Here is a 15,703-nt window from a genome sequence, read left to right on the forward strand (position 1 = left end):
TCGGGTCACATGACTCACCCTCAGACCCAGCGCAAACGTCGGAATAACCACCACTGCCCCAGTGCCACCGAGACCATCATCAGGCAGGCAATCGGGAAGCCATAAGGGCTTGCGGAGAACGGAATCCCGCCGACGTTGATACCCAAGAGACCTGCCAGAAAACTCATCGGCAAAAAGATCCCGGTGATGATCCCGAAGCGGTACATCGTGCGGCTCATGCGCACGCTCAAACGTCTATCTTCGGCCTCTAGGACCAACCCCACCCGCTCCCGGGCCAATTCAAGCTCCTCGAGATACCGGGTCAGGCTGTTGTTCAATTCGTTCCAGTAATCGCCATCGTCTTCGACGAACCAAGGCAGTTTTATCCGTGTCAGCTGACCGAAAATATCCCGCTGCGGCGCAAGAAATCGTTTCAACGCGGCAGCCCTGCGACGGATCTGCAAAACGGCTCCGTGCTCGGGTGTATACCGTTCGTCGGCATCCAGCTTTTCTTCTTCCTCATCGACCACTTCCGAGAGGCAACTGACCAGATCCTGCACCTTGTTGGTGAGGTATTGCGCCATACAAAGGATGAGTTCTGACGCAGTTTTCGGTCCTTTACCTTCGGCGAGTTGCACCAGCAACTCATCGGTGGCGCGCAACGGACGCAAACGCAGAGAAATAACCCGCTGGGCCGACGCAAAAATCCGTACCGAGACCATGTCTTCCGGCTCGGCGCCCGGGTTTAGATTGATCCCACGCAAAAATAGCAGCAGTTCGCTAACCGAAAGCTGTACGAGACGCGGCCGGGTGTTTTCTTCAAGCAACAGGTCACAGCTGAATTCACTCAGACCGCTGGATTTGCGCAGCCAGGTCTGGGTTTGCGGGTGACTTCGATCCCAGTGCAGCCACAGGCTTTCATGGGCCTGCAGCTGCAAGTCATCGAGTTCAGTCCGGGCTATCGAACGCGCACCGCCTTTACCGTCCAGTACCAGGGCATGCACCAGGCCCCACTGCGCGTTTTCTTCCTCGAACATCCTCACCCCTATTTTTGAAACAAAAAGCCAGCAGTGCTTTATTCAGGCATCGCAAGCGGGCTTGGCGAAATGATCACGCCGTTGTTGTCCGCATAGATGTAGTGACCTGGATGGAAGGTCACGCCAGCAAAGGTCACCGCAACGTTGATATCGCCGAGCCCGCGCCTGTCTGATTTCCTCGGGTGGCTGGCGAGGGCCTGAACGCCCAGATCGGTCTGCGCGATGATATCGACGTCGCGGATACAACCGTAGATCACTAGCCCTTCCCAACCGTTTTTTGCGGCTTTCTCGGCCAGCATGTCACCCAGCAACGCATGACGCAGGGAACCGCCGCCATCGACCACCAGCACCTTGCCATTCCCCTTGAGCTCGACCTGCTCCTTGACCCGCGAGTTGTCTTCGAAGCACTTGATGGTCACGATTTCGCCGCCGAAGGAATCTCGACCGCCGAAATTGCTGAACATCGGTTCCAGCACCTGCACCAGTTCCGGATAGGCGTCGCACAGGTCAGGCGTGAGGTAATGGTTCATCGAGAAACTCCTGTAAAGAGGAAGACAATCGAGGATGTCGCAAAGTGACCAGAAAAGCTTAATGCGTCATATCTTAGCCGCAAGCCGAACGGAGCGAAATGCCCTTGTTAGAGCATCAGGCTCAAATCGCCGCGGCCAGATCCGGTTTTCCACCCAGCAATGGCGTCTGCTGATCTACCAACCAGCGCGCCACCAACGGCCAGACTTCAGTCTGGGCGGCTTTGCTGACGAGCATTTCCACATGACCGAAATTTTCGCCAAAGCCTTGGTCGCGACCCAGGTTGATAAATTGCTTCTGCTCGGAACCGAGCTGATCGAACAGTTTGCGACAGGCCCAGGTCGGGTCCTGATGATCGCCCACTGCGCTCACAGCCAATACCGGCAACTGAACCTCGGCCAACCCGTCCCACCAATCCTTGTCGGCATCACCAAAGCGCCCGAACAGGCCATACCAGCGCATGCTTTCCAGGGCCAGGCCAATCGGCTCGTCCTCCGGGCCGCGCTTGAGCCGTGAACCGGACAACTGGGCAAAGCGTTTAAGAATGAAACGCCCGCTCCACTCCACTGGCGGAATCTTCAACGGCCAGTAGGTGCGACTGACTTGCGTACCAAAAAACGCCGCGGAAGCTACGACCGGCTCGCCGATGTACTTGCCACCCAGCGCCGCCGCCAGCGTAATCCCGCCCAGCGAATGACCGATCCAGTGCGGGACCTGGCCGCTCTGCTCACGCACGAACGCGCCAATGGCCGGCAGATCGTAACGAGCGTAGTCGGCGACGCGGTTCTTGCGGTAGTTCTGGTTGCGCTGGGACAGGCCATGACCGCGCATTTCCGCAATCCATACATCGAATCCTAGGCGCGTCAGGTAGGCGCCCAGACCCAGGCCTTTTGGCGAAAACCAGAACCGGCGATTGGAAAAGCTGCCGTGCAACAGGATCACCGGCACGCCACGCACCGCTGGCTCGTCGGCCATGCCGAGACGTGTCACAGCCAGTTCGACGGTGCCATCAGGGCTGTTGCCGGGTTTCAGACGATAGACGTCTTCGCTCAGATCGCCGCGCCGCTCGGCGCTGATCAGGGCGACAGGAAATAGGTTGCTGCTGCTTTGCATAATGCTCTTGCACAAAAAAGGGCGGCTTCCAGCGGAGCCCGCCCTACTTGATTCTTAAAGCCTCGGCCACTTGACCGAGGCTTCATTCACATCAGGCCGGAGCTTGACCTTCAGCCAGGAAGAACCAGGTTTCCAGTACGGAATCGGGGTTCAACGAAACGCTTTCAATGCCCTGTTCCATCAGCCATTTGGCCAGATCAGGGTGGTCCGAAGGGCCCTGACCGCAAATGCCGATGTACTTGCCAGCCTTGTTGCACGCCTGAATCGCGTTGGCCAACAGTTTCTTAACCGCTGGATTACGCTCGTCGAACAGGTGAGCGATGATCCCGGAGTCACGGTCCAGGCCCAGTGTCAGTTGAGTCAGGTCGTTGGAGCCGATGGAGAAACCGTCGAAGAACTCGAGGAATTCTTCCGCAAGGATCGCGTTGGACGGCAGTTCGCACATCATGATGATGCGCAGGCCGTTTTCGCCGCGCTTCAGACCGTTCTCCGCTAGCAGGTCGATGACCTGGCTGGCTTCGCCCAAGGTGCGGACGAATGGCACCATGATTTCGACGTTGGTCAGGCCCATCTCGTTGCGCACGCGCTTGAGGGCACGGCATTCGAGTTCGAAGCAGTCACGGAACGCTTCGCTGATGTAACGCGAGGCGCCGCGGAAGCCCAGCATCGGGTTTTCTTCTTCCGGCTCGTAGAGCTTGCCGCCGATCAGGTTCGCGTATTCGTTGGACTTGAAGTCCGACAGACGCACGATGACCTTTTTCGGCGTGAACGCAGCGGCCAGGGTGCTGATGCCTTCAACCAGCTTCTCAACATAGAAACCGACCGGATCGTCGTAGCCGGCAATGCGCTTGTCGACGCTGTCTTTGATTTCCTGCGGCAGCCCGGCGTAGTTCAGCAGCGCTTTGGGGTGAACACCGATCATGCGATTGATGATGAACTCCAGACGGGCCAGGCCCACACCGGCGTTCGGCAGCTGTGCGAAGTCGAAGGCGCGGTCCGGGTTGCCGACGTTCATCATGATCTTGAATGGCAGATCAGGCATGGCGTCCACGGAGTTTTTCTTGATGTCGAAGCCCAGTTCACCTTCGAAGATGTATCCGGTGTCGCCTTCAGCGCAGGAAACGGTCACGCCCTGGCCGTCTTTCAACAGCTGGGTGGCGTTGCCGCAACCGACCACGGCCGGGATGCCCAGCTCGCGAGCGATGATCGCCGCGTGGCAGGTGCGACCGCCACGGTTGGTGACGATGGCGCTGGCGCGTTTCATGACCGGTTCCCAGTCCGGGTCGGTCATGTCGGAGACCAGAACGTCGCCTGGCTGGACTTTATCCATCTCGGACACGTCCTTGATGATCCGCACCTTGCCCGCGCCAATGCGCTGGCCGATGGCGCGACCTTCAACCAGCACGGTGCCGGTTTCTTTCAACAGATAGCGTTCCATGACGTTGGCCGAGGTACGGCTCTTCACGGTTTCAGGACGTGCCTGAACGATGTAGAGCTTGCCGTCGTCGCCGTCTTTGGCCCACTCGATGTCCATCGGGCACTTGTAGTGCTTCTCGATGATCATCGCTTGCTTGGCCAGTTCGCTGACTTCGGCATCGCTCAGGCAGAAACGTGCGCGATCAGCCTTGTCTACGTCGATGGTCTTGACCGATTTACCGGCCGTGGCGATTTCGCCGTAGATCATCTTGATGGCTTTGCTGCCCAGGTTGCGACGCAGGATGGCCGGACGACCGGCTGCCAGCGTGCCTTTGTGGACGTAGAACTCATCGGGGTTCACCGCGCCTTGTACGACGGTTTCACCCAGGCCGTAGGCGCCGGTGATGAACACCACGTCACGGAAGCCCGACTCGGTATCGAGGGTGAACATCACGCCGGCGGTGCCGGTTTCGGAGCGGACCATGCGCTGCACGCCGGCCGACAGGGCCACCAGCTTGTGGTCGAAGCCCTGGTGCACGCGATAGGAAATGGCGCGGTCGTTAAACAGGGAAGCGAACACCTCTTTGGCGGCGCGAATAACGTTTTCGACACCACGGATGTTCAGGAAGGTTTCCTGCTGACCGGCGAAGGAAGCGTCCGGCAGGTCTTCGGCGGTGGCGGAAGAGCGCACGGCCACGGCCATGTCAGGGTTGCCGGCCGACAGCGTGGCGAACGCGGTGCGGATTTCGGCGTTGAGCTTCTCGGGGAATTCAGCTTCCATGATCCATTGACGGATCTGGGCGCCGGTCTTGGCCAGGGCATTGACATCATCGACGTCCAGGGCGTCGAGAGCGGCATGTATCTGATCGTTCAGGCCGCTCAGTTCCAGAAAATCACGATAAGCCTGAGCTGTCGTGGCGAAGCCACCAGGCACCGATACACCGGCACCTGCAAGGTTACTGATCATCTCGCCGAGGGATGCGTTCTTGCCCCCCACGTGCTCTACATCATGGACGCCGAGCTTATCGAGGGAAACTACGTACTCTACCAAGGTGATCTCTCCACTAACTGTGTTGGAAAAGCTCAGAAGCCGGCTGCTACAGGGAGCGTTTGCCGGCTGTATGGCCTGGACCTGGAAAATAAGTGAGAATGCGGGCCACTGGCGGCCGGCAAACCGAGCCTACTATATCCAAGATTCGTCACTAGCTTAAGGCCCAAGGTGCAAATGAAACGATCTGCTTTCTTTATTTCCGACGGCACTGGCATCACAGCCGAGACCCTCGGCCAAAGCCTCCTGGCGCAGTTCGAAAACATTACCTTCAGCAAATTCACGCGGCCCTACATCGACAACGTGGATAAAGCGCGAGCCATGGTACAACAAATCAACAAAGCCGCCGAAAACGACGGCTTTCGGCCGATCATCTTCGACACCATTGTCAATCAGGACATCCGTGAGATCCTCGCAACGTCCAATGGTTTCATGATCGACATTTTCTCGACCTTTCTGGCGCCTCTTGAACAGGAACTGACCGAGCATTCTTCCTACACCGTCGGCAAGTCCCACTCGATTGGCAGCAACTCCAATTACATGGAGCGGATCGAGGCGGTGAACTTCGCCCTCGACAACGACGACGGTGCGCGCACGCATTATTACGACAAGGCGGACCTGATCCTAGTGGGCGTGTCGCGTTGTGGTAAGACGCCGACGTGTTTGTACATGGCCATGCAATTTGGCATCCGTGCGGCCAACTATCCGCTGACCGAAGACGACATGGAGCGCCTGCAATTGCCAGGCACCCTGCGTGCTCACCAGCACAAACTGTTCGGCCTGACCATCGACCCGGACCGCCTCACCGCGATCCGCAACGAGCGCAAGCCCAACAGCCGTTATTCGAGCTACGCCCAGTGCGAGTTCGAAGTGCGCGAGGTGGAAAATCTGTTCCGCCGCGAGAACATTCCGCACATCAATTCCACGCATTTTTCGGTGGAAGAGATTTCGGCGAAGATCCTGGTGGAGAAAGGCGTGGAGCGGCGGTTCAAGTAATTGTTTAGCGCCTGCTGCTCAAGCGACTGAGCCCGATCATTCTGTCGTTTGTGTTCATCATTTTTCCGGTGTTCGCGGTGATCATCGGTGCCTGGTAAGAGGGGCAGAGTCTTTCGCCGCAGCTGATGGTTTACTCGGCGGTGCTGCTGACAGGGTTTGCCATTACCAAGCTGCCGGTTGAGAAGTGGCTGGCGCCCGCCCTCGGACGTACGCCAGCGCCGTAGGCTCAGATCACAAACAAATCCACAAACCGATTCACCGGTGTCGCCTCAAGCGCCGCCTGGTCCTTACACAACGCAAAGATCTCAGCGCTGCGCTGAGCGTTGAAGCGGGTCGCCAGGTTGGCCCTGAACTTGTCTTCCAGCAACGGAATGCCGTCGCTGCGGCGACGGCGATGGCCGATCGGGTACTCCACCAACACGTTCTCGGTGCTGGAGCCGTCCTTGAAGAACACCTGTATCGCATTGGCGATGGAGCGCTTATCGGCCTCCAGGTATTCGCGGGTGTAGCGCGGGTCTTCGACGATGACCATTTTTTCGCGCAGCACGTCGATGATCGGATGCGCCGCGTGGAAGTCGTCCTCGTACTGCTCGGCCACCAGATTACCGAACGCCAGCGGCACGGCAGTCATGTACTGAAGACAATGGTCACGGTCCGCGGCGTTGGCCAGCGGGCCGACCTTGGAGATGATGCGGATCGCCGATTCGTGGGTGGTGATGACGATTTTGTCGATTTCGTGCAGGCGATTTCTGACCTGCGGGTGCAGGGTCACCGCCGCTTCGCACGCCGTTTGCGCGTGGAATTCGGCCGGAAAGCTGATCTTGAACAGCACGTTTTCCATCACGTAACTGCCGTAGGGCCGGGAGAAGCTGAACACGCGTTTGTCTTCAGGCTTGAGCGCCAAGTCGTTGTTGGTGTGGCTGAACAGCACGTCGTAGAAACCCCATTGCCTGGCAGTCAGCACGCCGGGAATGCCCATCTCACCACGCATCGCAATGTCCGCCAGCCGCACGCCGCGACTGGACGCATCGCCTGCCGCCCAGGATTTACGCGATCCGGCATTCGGCGCATGACGGTAAGTGCGCAGCGCCTGACCGTCGGCAAAAGCGTGGGATAACGCTGACAACAATTGCTCGCGATTGGCGCCCATCAGCTTGGCGGTGACGGCGGTCGAGGCGACTTTCACCAGGATGACGTGATCGAGGCCCACGCGATTGAAGGAGTTTTCCAGCGCTATCACGCCCTGGATCTCGTGGGCCATGATCATGGCATCGAGTACCGCGCGAACGGTCAGCGGCGCCTCGCCATTGGCCAGGCGTTTTTGCGACAGGTGATCGGCCACCGCAAGAATCCCGCCGAGGTTATCGGACGGATGCCCCCACTCGGCCGCAAGCCAAGTGTCGTTGTAGTCGAGCCAGCGGACGATGCAACCGATGTCCCACGCAGCTTTGACTGGATCGAGACGGTAAGGGGTGCCGGGGACGCGCGCGCCGAACGGAACGACGGTGCCTTCGACGATCGGGCCAAGGTGTTTGGTGCATTCGGGGAAACGCAAGGCCAGGAGACCGCAGCCGAGGGTGTCCATCAGGCAGTTGCGGGCGGTGTCCAATGCTTCTTGGGATTCAATTTTGAAGGTCAGGACGTAATCGGCGATGTCCTGCAGGACCGTGTCGTAGTCGGGGCGGTTGTTCAGGTCGACGTTGGCGCTCATGTTCGATTCACTCTTGAAGTGGTTCGTTGATGGGACCTCGGTTCAGGGGACAATCTCAGTCGGTTACAAGATTCTTATTGTTGAAATGCGGTCCTGTAGGAGCCAGCGGTGCGGCGATCCGACTTGCCGGCGAAGGCGATCTTGAGGACGCCTTCGCCGGCAAGCCGTGCTCCTACAGGGGATAGGTGTCAGTCAGAAAGAATCACCCGGCACACGAATAAACCCTTCCATCAACACCCGCGCACTGCGGCTCATGATGGCTTTGTTCACGGTCCATTCGCCGTTCACCTGACTGGCTTCAGCACCCACGCGCAAGGTGCCGGACGGATGCCCAAAGCGCACAGCATTGCGTTCGATGCCGCCCGCCGCAAGATTCACCAATGTGCCGGAAATCGCCGCCGCCGTACCGATCGCCACCGCCGCCGTGCCCATCATCGCGTGATGCAACTTGCCCATCGACAACGCGCGCACCAGCAGGTCGACATCACCCGCCGCAATCGCCTTGCCACTGGAGGCAACGTAGTCCGCTGGCTTGGCAACAAACGCAACCTTCGGCGTGTGCTGACGCTTGGCCGCTTCGTCCAGATCCTTGATCAGGCCCATGCGCAACGCGCCGTAAGCCCGAATAGTTTCGAACATCGCCAACGCTTTCGGATCGCTATTGATCGCGCCTTGCAGTTCAGTGCCGGTGTAGCCGATGTCTTCGGCGTTGACGAAGATGGTCGGAATACCGGCATTGATCATGGTCGCCTTGAAGGTCCCGACACCCGGCACCTCCAGGTCATCCACCAAGTTGCCGGTAGGGAACATCGAACCACCGCCGCCCTCTTCTTCCGCTGCCGGGTCCATGAATTCGACCTGCACTTCCGCAGCCGGGAAGGTCACGCCATCGAGTTCGAAATCGCCGGTTTCCTGTACTTCACTATTGGTGATCGGTACGTGGGCGATGATGGTCTTGCCGATGTTGACCTGCCACACGCGAACCACCGCAACGCCGTTCTGCGGGATGCGGCTGGCATCCACTAGGCCGTTGCTGATGGCAAACGAACCCACCGCTGCCGACAGGTTGCCGCAGTTACCGCTCCAGTCGACGAAGGGCTTGTCGATGGAGACCTGACCGAACAGGTAATCGACGTCGTGATCGGCCTTGATGCTTTTCGACAGGATCACGGTTTTGCTGGTGCTGGAGGTCGCACCGCCCATGCCATCGATTTGCTTGTCGTACGGGTCGGGGCTGCCGATCACCCGCAGCAATAGAGCATCGCGAGCCGGGCCGGGAATCTGTGCCGCTTCGGGCAAGTCTTGCAGGCTGAAGAACACGCCTTTGCTGGTGCCGCCACGCATGTAGGTGGCGGGGATTTTGATCTGAGGTGCGCGAGCCATGGTGCTCCTACTCCTTACCTTAAAAGCAGGCGAGCAAGGGACATAAAATCCCCTGCCCGCACGTCGTGATTTAAACGGCAACCGCCGATTCGAGGAAGTCCTGAGCGAAGCGTTGCAGCACGCCGCCCGCCTCGTAGATCGACACTTCTTCGGCGGTGTCGAGGCGGCAGGTCACCGGCACTTCGACGCGTTCGCCATTCTTGCGGTTGATCACCAGCGTCAGCTCGGCACGCGGGGTGCGTAAACCAATCACGTCGTAGGTTTCGCTGCCATCGATGCCCAAGGTCTTGCGGTCGGTGCCTGGTTTGAACTCCAGTGGCAACACGCCCATGCCCACCAGGTTGGTGCGGTGAATGCGCTCGAAGCCTTCGGCCGCAATCGCTTCCACACCCGCCAGACGCACACCTTTGGCCGCCCAGTCGCGGGACGAACCCTGACCGTAGTCGGCGCCGGCAATGATGATCAGCGGCTGCTTGCGCTCCATGTAGGTTTCGATGGCTTCCCACATGCGCATGACCTGGCCTTCCGGCTCGACGCGAGCCAGCGAACCCTGTTTGACCTTGCCGTTTTCCTGAACCATTTCGTTGAACAGTTTCGGGTTGGCGAAGGTTGCGCGCTGCGCAGTCAAATGGTCGCCCCTATGAGTTGCGTAAGAGTTGAAGTCCTCTTCCGGCAAGCCCATTTTCGCCAGGTATTCGCCGGCGGCGCTGTCGAGCATGATCGCGTTCGATGGCGACAGGTGATCGGTGGTGATGTTGTCCGGCAGCACTGCCAGCGGGCGCATGCCCTTGAGCGGACGAGCGCCAGCCAACGCGCCTTCCCAGTACGGCGGGCGACGAATGTAGGTGCTCATCTCGCGCCAGTCGTACAGCGGCGTCACTTTCGGACCGGTGTCTTCATGGATGGCGAACATCGGGATGTAGACCTGACGGAACTGCTCCGGTTTGACCGAAGCCTTGACCACTGCGTCGATTTCTTCGTCGCTCGGCCAGATGTCTTTCAGGCGGATTTCCTTTCCTTCTGCATCCAGGCCCAACACGTCTTTTTCGATGTCGAAACGGATGGTCCCGGCGATGGCGTAAGCCACTACCAACGGCGGCGAAGCCAGGAACGCGTTCTTGGCGTACGGGTGAATCCGGCCGTCAAAGTTGCGGTTGCCGGACAATACCGCCGTGGCGTACAGGTCGCGGTCGATGATCTCTTGCTGGATCACCGGGTCCAGGGCGCCGGACATGCCGTTGCAGGTGGTGCAAGCAAAGGCGACGATGCCGAAACCAAGTTGCTCCAGCTCGCGGGTCAGGCCGGCCTCGTCAAGGTACAGCGCGACGGTTTTCGAACCCGGCGCCAGGGACGATTTGACCCACGGTTTACGGGTCAGCCCAAGCTTGTTGGCATTGCGCGCCAGCAGGCCGGCGGCGATGACGTTGCGCGGGTTGCTGGTGTTGGTGCAACTGGTGATGGCGGCGATGATCACCGCACCGTCCGGCATCTGGCCGGGCACTTCGGTCCACTGGCCGGAGATGCCTTGGGCGGCGAGGTCCGCGGTGGCGACACGGGCGTGCGGGTTACTCGGGCCGGCCATGTTGCGCACCACCGAGGACAGGTTGAAGGTCAACCCACGCTCGTATTGCGCATTCTTCAAGCTGTCAGCCCACAGACCTGTGGTCTTGGCATATTGCTCCACAAGCTGCACCTGTTCGTCTTCGCGGCCGGTGAGTTTCAGGTAGTCGATGGTTTGCTGGTCGATGTAGAACATTGCCGCCGTGGCGCCGTATTCCGGGGCCATGTTGGAGATGGTCGCGCGATCGCCGAGGGTCAGCGCCAAGGCGCCTTCGCCGAAGAACTCCAGCCATGCGCCGACCACTTTTTGCTGACGCAGGAACTCGGTCAGCGCCAGCACCATGTCAGTGGCGGTGATGCCCGGTTGCAGCTTGCCAGTCAGCTCGACGCCGACGCTTTCCGGCAGACGCATCCACGACGCGCGGCCGAGCATCACGCTTTCCGCTTCCAGACCGCCGACACCGATGGCGATCACGCCCAGTGCATCGACGTGCGGGGTGTGGCTGTCGGTGCCGACGCAGGTGTCGGGGAACGCCACGCCGTCGCGCACCTGAATCACCGGAGACATTTTCTCCAGGTTGATCTGGTGCATGATTCCGTTGCCCGGCGGGATCACGTCGACGTTTTTGAAGGCCTTTTTGGTCCAGTTGATGAAGTGGAAACGGTCTTCGTTGCGACGGTCTTCGATAGCGCGGTTCTTCTCGAACGCCTCCGGATCAAAGCCACCGCGCTCGACGGCCAGGGAGTGATCGACGATCAATTGCGTCGGCACCACCGGGTTCACTTGCGCCGGATCGCCACCTTGCAGAGCGATGGCGTCACGCAGACCGGCGAGGTCCACCAGCGCGGTCTGGCCGAGAATGTCGTGGCACACCACGCGGGCCGGGAACCACGGGAAATCGAGGTCGCGTTTGCGCTCGATGAATTGCTTCAGGGATTCGGTGAGCGTGGCCGGGTCGCAGCGACGCACCAGGTTTTCCGCCAGCACGCGGGAGGTGTACGGCAGGGTGTCGTAGGCGCCGGGCTGGATGGCTTCGACCGCCGCGCGGACGTCGAAGTAATCCAGATGGCTGCCGGGCAGCGGTTTGCGGAATTCAGTGTTCATCGTCAGGACTCGGTCACGGGGGTTACAAGAGGTGGGGCCTGGCATTACTGCTGAAATGAACCCGATCCCGTAGGAGCGAAGCTTGCTCGCGAAAGCGGTCTGTCAGCTGACATAAATGTTGAATGTCAGTGCGTCTTCGCGAGCAAGCTTCGCTCCTACAGGGGGCTTGGCCCATTCAGCACCAGCGCCCCCACCATTCAGCGTTGTTCGATTGGCACGAACTTGCGCTGTTCGACGCCGACGTACTCGGCGCTCGGGCGGATGATGCGGTTGTTGGCACGTTGTTCGAATACGTGCGCCGCCCAGCCGGTCAGGCGCGAGCAGACGAAAATCGGTGTGAACAACTTGGTCGGAATGCCCATGAAGTGGTACGTCGACGCATGGTAGAAGTCGGCGTTCGGGAACAGTTTTTTCTGCTCCCACATGGTCTTGTCGATGGCTTCGGAGACCGGGAACAACACCGTGTCGCCCACTTCGTCAGCGAGTTTTTTCGACCAGCCCTTGATCACCTCGTTGCGCGGATCATTGTCCTTATAGATCGCGTGGCCGAAGCCCATGATCTTGTCCTTGCGCTCAAGCATTCCGAGGGTGCCTTTGATCGCCTCTTCCGGCGAGCTAAAGCGCTCGATCATTTCCATCGCCGCTTCGTTGGCGCCGCCGTGCAGCGGGCCACGCAGCGAGCCAATGGCTGCCGTGACGCACGAATACATATCCGACAGGGTCGAGGCGCACACCCGTGCGGTAAACGTCGATGCGTTGAACTCGTGTTCCGCGTAGAGGATCAGCGAAACGTTCATCACTTTGACGTGCAACTCGCTCGGCTTCTTGTCGTGCAGCAGGTGCAGGAAGTGACCGCCGATGGATTGCTCGTCGCTCACGCAGCTGATGCGTTTGCCGTCGTGGCTGAAGCGATACCAGTAGCACATGATCGCCGGGAACGCGGCCAGCAGGCGGTCGGTAATGTCGTGTTGTTCAGAGAAGTCTTTCTCCGGCTCGATGTTGCCCAGGAACGAGCAACCGGTGCGCATCACGTCCATCGGATGGGCGTCGGCGGGAATGCGTTCCAGCACTTCCTTCAACGCTTGCGGCAGGTCACGCAGCTTGCCCAGTTTGCTCACGTAAGCAGCGAGTTGTGTTTTGGTCGGCAGTTCACCGTAAAGCAGCAGGTACGCCACTTCTTCGAATTGTGCGTCAGCCGCCAATTCGCGAACGTCGTAGCCGCGATAGGTCAGGCCTGCGCCCGACTGGCCCACGGTGGACAGTGCGGTTTGCCCGGCAACCTGGCCACGGAGCCCGGCGCCACTGAGTACTTTTGCTTCGGCCATTGTCTTCTCCTTTCTTGAATTTATTAGGGACAGGCTATTTTCAGGAGCAGCGCGTTACTTCTTCGCGGCAAACAACGCATCGAGCTTCTGCTCGAAGGTGTGGTAGTCGATGCGATCGTAAAGCTCCATGCGCGTTTGCATGGTGTCGATGACGTTCTGTTGCGTGCCGTCGCGGCGGATCGCGGTGTAGACGTTTTCCGCCGCCTTGTTCATCGCGCGGAACGCGGACAATGGGTACAGCACCAGCGACACGTCGGCAGCGGCGAGTTGCTCGGTGGTGTACAGCGGCGTCGCGCCGAATTCGGTGATGTTGGCCAGGATCGGCGCTTTCACGCGGCTGGCGAACAGCTTGTACATGTCCAGTTCGGTGATGGCTTCCGGGAAGATCATGTCGGCGCCAGCCTCGATGCACGCCGCGGCGCGATCCAGTGCAGATTCCAGACCTTCCACCGCGAGGGCGTCGGTGCGGGCCATGATCACGAAGCTGTCATCGGTGCGCGCATCGACGGCAGCCTTGATGCGGTCAACCATTTCCTGCAGGGACACGATCTCTTTATTAGGACGGTGACCGCAGCGCTTGGCGCCGACTTGGTCTTCGATGTGAATCGCCGCCGCGCCGAACTTGATCATCGACTTGACGGTGCGCGCGACGTTGAACGCCGAGGAACCGAAGCCAGTGTCCACGTCCACCAACAGCGGCAGGTCGCAGACGTCAGTGATGCGGCGCACGTCGGTCAGCACGTCGTCCAGGCCGGTGATGCCCAGGTCCGGCACGCCGAGGGAGCCGGCAGCCACCCCGCCACCCGACAGATAAATAGCCTTGAATCCGGCGCGCTTGGCCAGCAGTGCGTGGTTGGCGTTAATCGCGCCGACCACCTGCAAAGGATGTTCACTGGCGACCGCATCGCGGAAACGCTGGCCTGGAGTGCTCTTGTTCAAACTCATGACTCACCTCGTTCAGTGGCTGTCGGGTTAGCGCCGTCCTGGTAGTGACGGGCAATATTGCGCTTGGAGGCGCCGATGTGACGGCGCATCAACAACTCGGCCAGTTCACCGTCACGGTCGGCGATGGCATCGAGAATTCGGTGGTGCTCGGCAAAGGCCTGACGCGGGCGATTGGGCGTGGTGGAAAACTGGATGCGGTACATGCGCACCAGTTGATAAAGCTCGCCGCAGAGCATCTGCGTCAAGGTGCGGTTGCCGCTGCCCTGGATAATTCGATAGTGGAAGTCGAAATCGCCTTCCTGCTGGTAGTAGCCGACACCGGCCTGAAACGCCGCATCACGCTCATGGGTTTCGAGGACTCGGCGCAGTTCGTCGATTTCTTCGAGGGTCATGCGCTCGGCCGCCAGACGGCAGGCCATGCCTTCGAGGGATTCGCGGATCTCGTAGAGTTCCAGCAGCTCGGCGTGGCTCAGCGACACCACCCGCGCCCCGACGTGCGGCACGCGAACCAGCAGGCGCTGGCCTTCCAGACGGTGGATCGCCTCGCGCAGCGGCCCGCGGCTGATGCCATAGGTGCGCGCCAGCTCCGGCTCGGAGATCTTGCTGCCCGGGGCGATCTCGCCCTTGACGATGGCCGCCTGAATGCGTCGGAAGACGTTCTCGGAAAGTGTTTCCGATTCGTCCTGGGCAATCACCGGGGGATCGAGTTGATCCAGCATATTGTCGACACCTTGAAAGCTGATGCCGCAAAAACTAGCGAATACAAACCTTCTAGTCAAAGGATAAATAGGTATTGTCGACAATCGTCTAATAACCGACAGCACCATAACGACGCAGCCCCTCTGTTTAAGACCGCCTCCTGGCGCTGGCGCCATGAAACCACCGTGCTAGAATGCCGGCCGCATTTGTTTGTGACATCTGCACTGCTTGTCATAAACAGTTGATAGGCATACGAAGGAGCTTGCGCAGCGATGCCAGGGCCTTGAATAGAAGTACAGACCGCTGCGCACCAGGATTTATGAGACTCAAGCCCTTCCCCACCTTCCTTTACCTTCTTTGCCTGCCAGGTGTTGCCGCGGCGGGGGAAAAGACCGTGTACGGCCTTAACGAGTACGCCTCCCTGGGGGGCATCGACCTGGAAGTCGCCGCCAAACTCGACACCGGGGCGAAAACCGCGTCGCTGAGTGCCCGCGACATCAAACGCTTCAAACGCAATGGCGAGTCCTGGGTGCGTTTCTATCTGGCGATCGACGCGGCGCACTCGCATCCCATCGAACGGCCACTGGCCCGGGTCAGCAAGATCAAGCGCCGGGCCGGCGACTTCGACCCGGAAGAAGGCAAGAAGTACACCGCCCGTCCGGTCATCGAGCTGGATATCTGCATGGGTTCGGCTTTGCGCAGTATCGAAGTGAACCTGACCGACCGCAGCGCTTTCCAATACCCGCTCCTGATCGGCTCCGAAGCACTGAAACGCTTCGATGCGCTGGTCGACCCCAGTCTTAAATACGCTGCTGGCAAACCCGCCTGCGCCACCGACGCTCATACCGCAGAGTAATT

12 protein-coding genes and 1 pseudogene are annotated in these 15,703 nt (G+C 59.8%); 3 read left to right on the plus strand and 10 right to left on the minus strand.

Annotated elements, in window-relative coordinates; all coding sequences use genetic code 11:
- Window positions 1–20 precede the first annotated feature (20 nt).
- The 4 genes from ACYZTU_RS19770 to ppsA form a co-directional block, all read right to left on the minus strand.
- The gene (locus tag ACYZTU_RS19770) at window positions 21–1,016 is read right to left on the minus strand and encodes a zinc transporter ZntB (RefSeq protein WP_461964861.1); all 996 of its coding nucleotides are present in this window, start codon (window positions 1,014–1,016) and stop codon (window positions 21–23) included.
- Window positions 1,017–1,054: 38 nt separating this feature from the next.
- Window positions 1,055–1,546 (minus strand): ribonuclease E activity regulator RraA, encoded by a 492-nt coding sequence (gene rraA, locus ACYZTU_RS19775; RefSeq protein ID WP_461964863.1) that lies wholly within the window; start codon window positions 1,544–1,546, stop codon window positions 1,055–1,057.
- Window positions 1,547–1,667: 121 nt separating this feature from the next.
- Window positions 1,668–2,657: an alpha/beta fold hydrolase gene (locus tag ACYZTU_RS19780; RefSeq protein WP_461964865.1), complete on the minus strand. Its 990-nt coding sequence runs from the start codon at window positions 2,655–2,657 to the stop codon at window positions 1,668–1,670.
- A 91-nt stretch (window positions 2,658–2,748) separates the two neighbouring features.
- Window positions 2,749–5,124, minus strand: coding sequence for a phosphoenolpyruvate synthase (ppsA, locus tag ACYZTU_RS19785; protein ID WP_282378702.1), 2,376 nt, complete (start codon window positions 5,122–5,124; stop codon window positions 2,749–2,751).
- A 174-nt stretch (window positions 5,125–5,298) separates the two neighbouring features.
- On the opposite strand from ppsA, the gene ppsR reads away from it, so the two are divergent.
- Together ppsR and ACYZTU_RS19795 are read left to right on the plus strand one after the other, a co-directional pair.
- Window positions 5,299–6,117 (plus strand): posphoenolpyruvate synthetase regulatory kinase/phosphorylase PpsR, encoded by an 819-nt coding sequence (gene ppsR, locus ACYZTU_RS19790; RefSeq protein ID WP_131062994.1) that lies wholly within the window; start codon window positions 5,299–5,301, stop codon window positions 6,115–6,117.
- A gap of 11 nt (window positions 6,118–6,128) precedes the next feature.
- Window positions 6,129–6,341: pseudogene (locus ACYZTU_RS19795) on the plus strand (EamA family transporter); the annotation flags it as partial.
- Between the two features lie 2 nt (window positions 6,342–6,343).
- Here ACYZTU_RS19795 and prpD read toward each other — a convergent pair.
- The 6 genes from prpD to ACYZTU_RS19825 form a co-directional block, all read right to left on the minus strand.
- Window positions 6,344–7,828: a 2-methylcitrate dehydratase gene (gene prpD, locus ACYZTU_RS19800; protein ID WP_461964867.1), complete on the minus strand. Its 1,485-nt coding sequence runs from the start codon at window positions 7,826–7,828 to the stop codon at window positions 6,344–6,346.
- Between the two features lie 192 nt (window positions 7,829–8,020).
- Window positions 8,021–9,211, minus strand: coding sequence for a 2-methylaconitate cis-trans isomerase PrpF (gene prpF / locus ACYZTU_RS19805; RefSeq protein ID WP_461964869.1), 1,191 nt, complete (start codon window positions 9,209–9,211; stop codon window positions 8,021–8,023).
- A 70-nt stretch (window positions 9,212–9,281) separates the two neighbouring features.
- The gene (acnD, locus tag ACYZTU_RS19810; protein ID WP_461964871.1) at window positions 9,282–11,876 is read right to left on the minus strand and encodes a Fe/S-dependent 2-methylisocitrate dehydratase AcnD; all 2,595 of its coding nucleotides are present in this window, start codon (window positions 11,874–11,876) and stop codon (window positions 9,282–9,284) included.
- 197 nt (window positions 11,877–12,073) lie between these two features.
- Window positions 12,074–13,201, minus strand: coding sequence for a bifunctional 2-methylcitrate synthase/citrate synthase (gene prpC / locus ACYZTU_RS19815; RefSeq protein WP_282378687.1), 1,128 nt, complete (start codon window positions 13,199–13,201; stop codon window positions 12,074–12,076).
- A 54-nt stretch (window positions 13,202–13,255) separates the two neighbouring features.
- Window positions 13,256–14,146 carry a methylisocitrate lyase gene (prpB, locus tag ACYZTU_RS19820; RefSeq protein WP_149420202.1) on the minus strand — a complete coding sequence of 297 codons (891 nt, stop codon included), beginning with the start codon at window positions 14,144–14,146 and terminating at the stop codon, window positions 13,256–13,258.
- Complete coding sequence (locus ACYZTU_RS19825; protein ID WP_461971110.1) at window positions 14,143–14,862, minus strand: GntR family transcriptional regulator; 720 nt, start codon at window positions 14,860–14,862, stop codon at window positions 14,143–14,145. Before ACYZTU_RS19825 ends, prpB begins: the two co-directional genes overlap by 4 nt.
- Window positions 14,863–15,164: 302 nt before the next feature.
- On the opposite strand from ACYZTU_RS19825, the gene rloA reads away from it, so the two are divergent.
- On the plus strand, window positions 15,165–15,701 hold the full coding sequence (gene rloA / locus ACYZTU_RS19830; RefSeq protein WP_461964873.1) for a retropepsin-like aspartic peptidase RloA: 537 nt from the start codon (window positions 15,165–15,167) through the stop codon (window positions 15,699–15,701).
- Window positions 15,702–15,703 lie beyond the last annotated feature (2 nt).

Source organism: Pseudomonas sp. HLT2-19-2 (assembly GCF_054898005.1).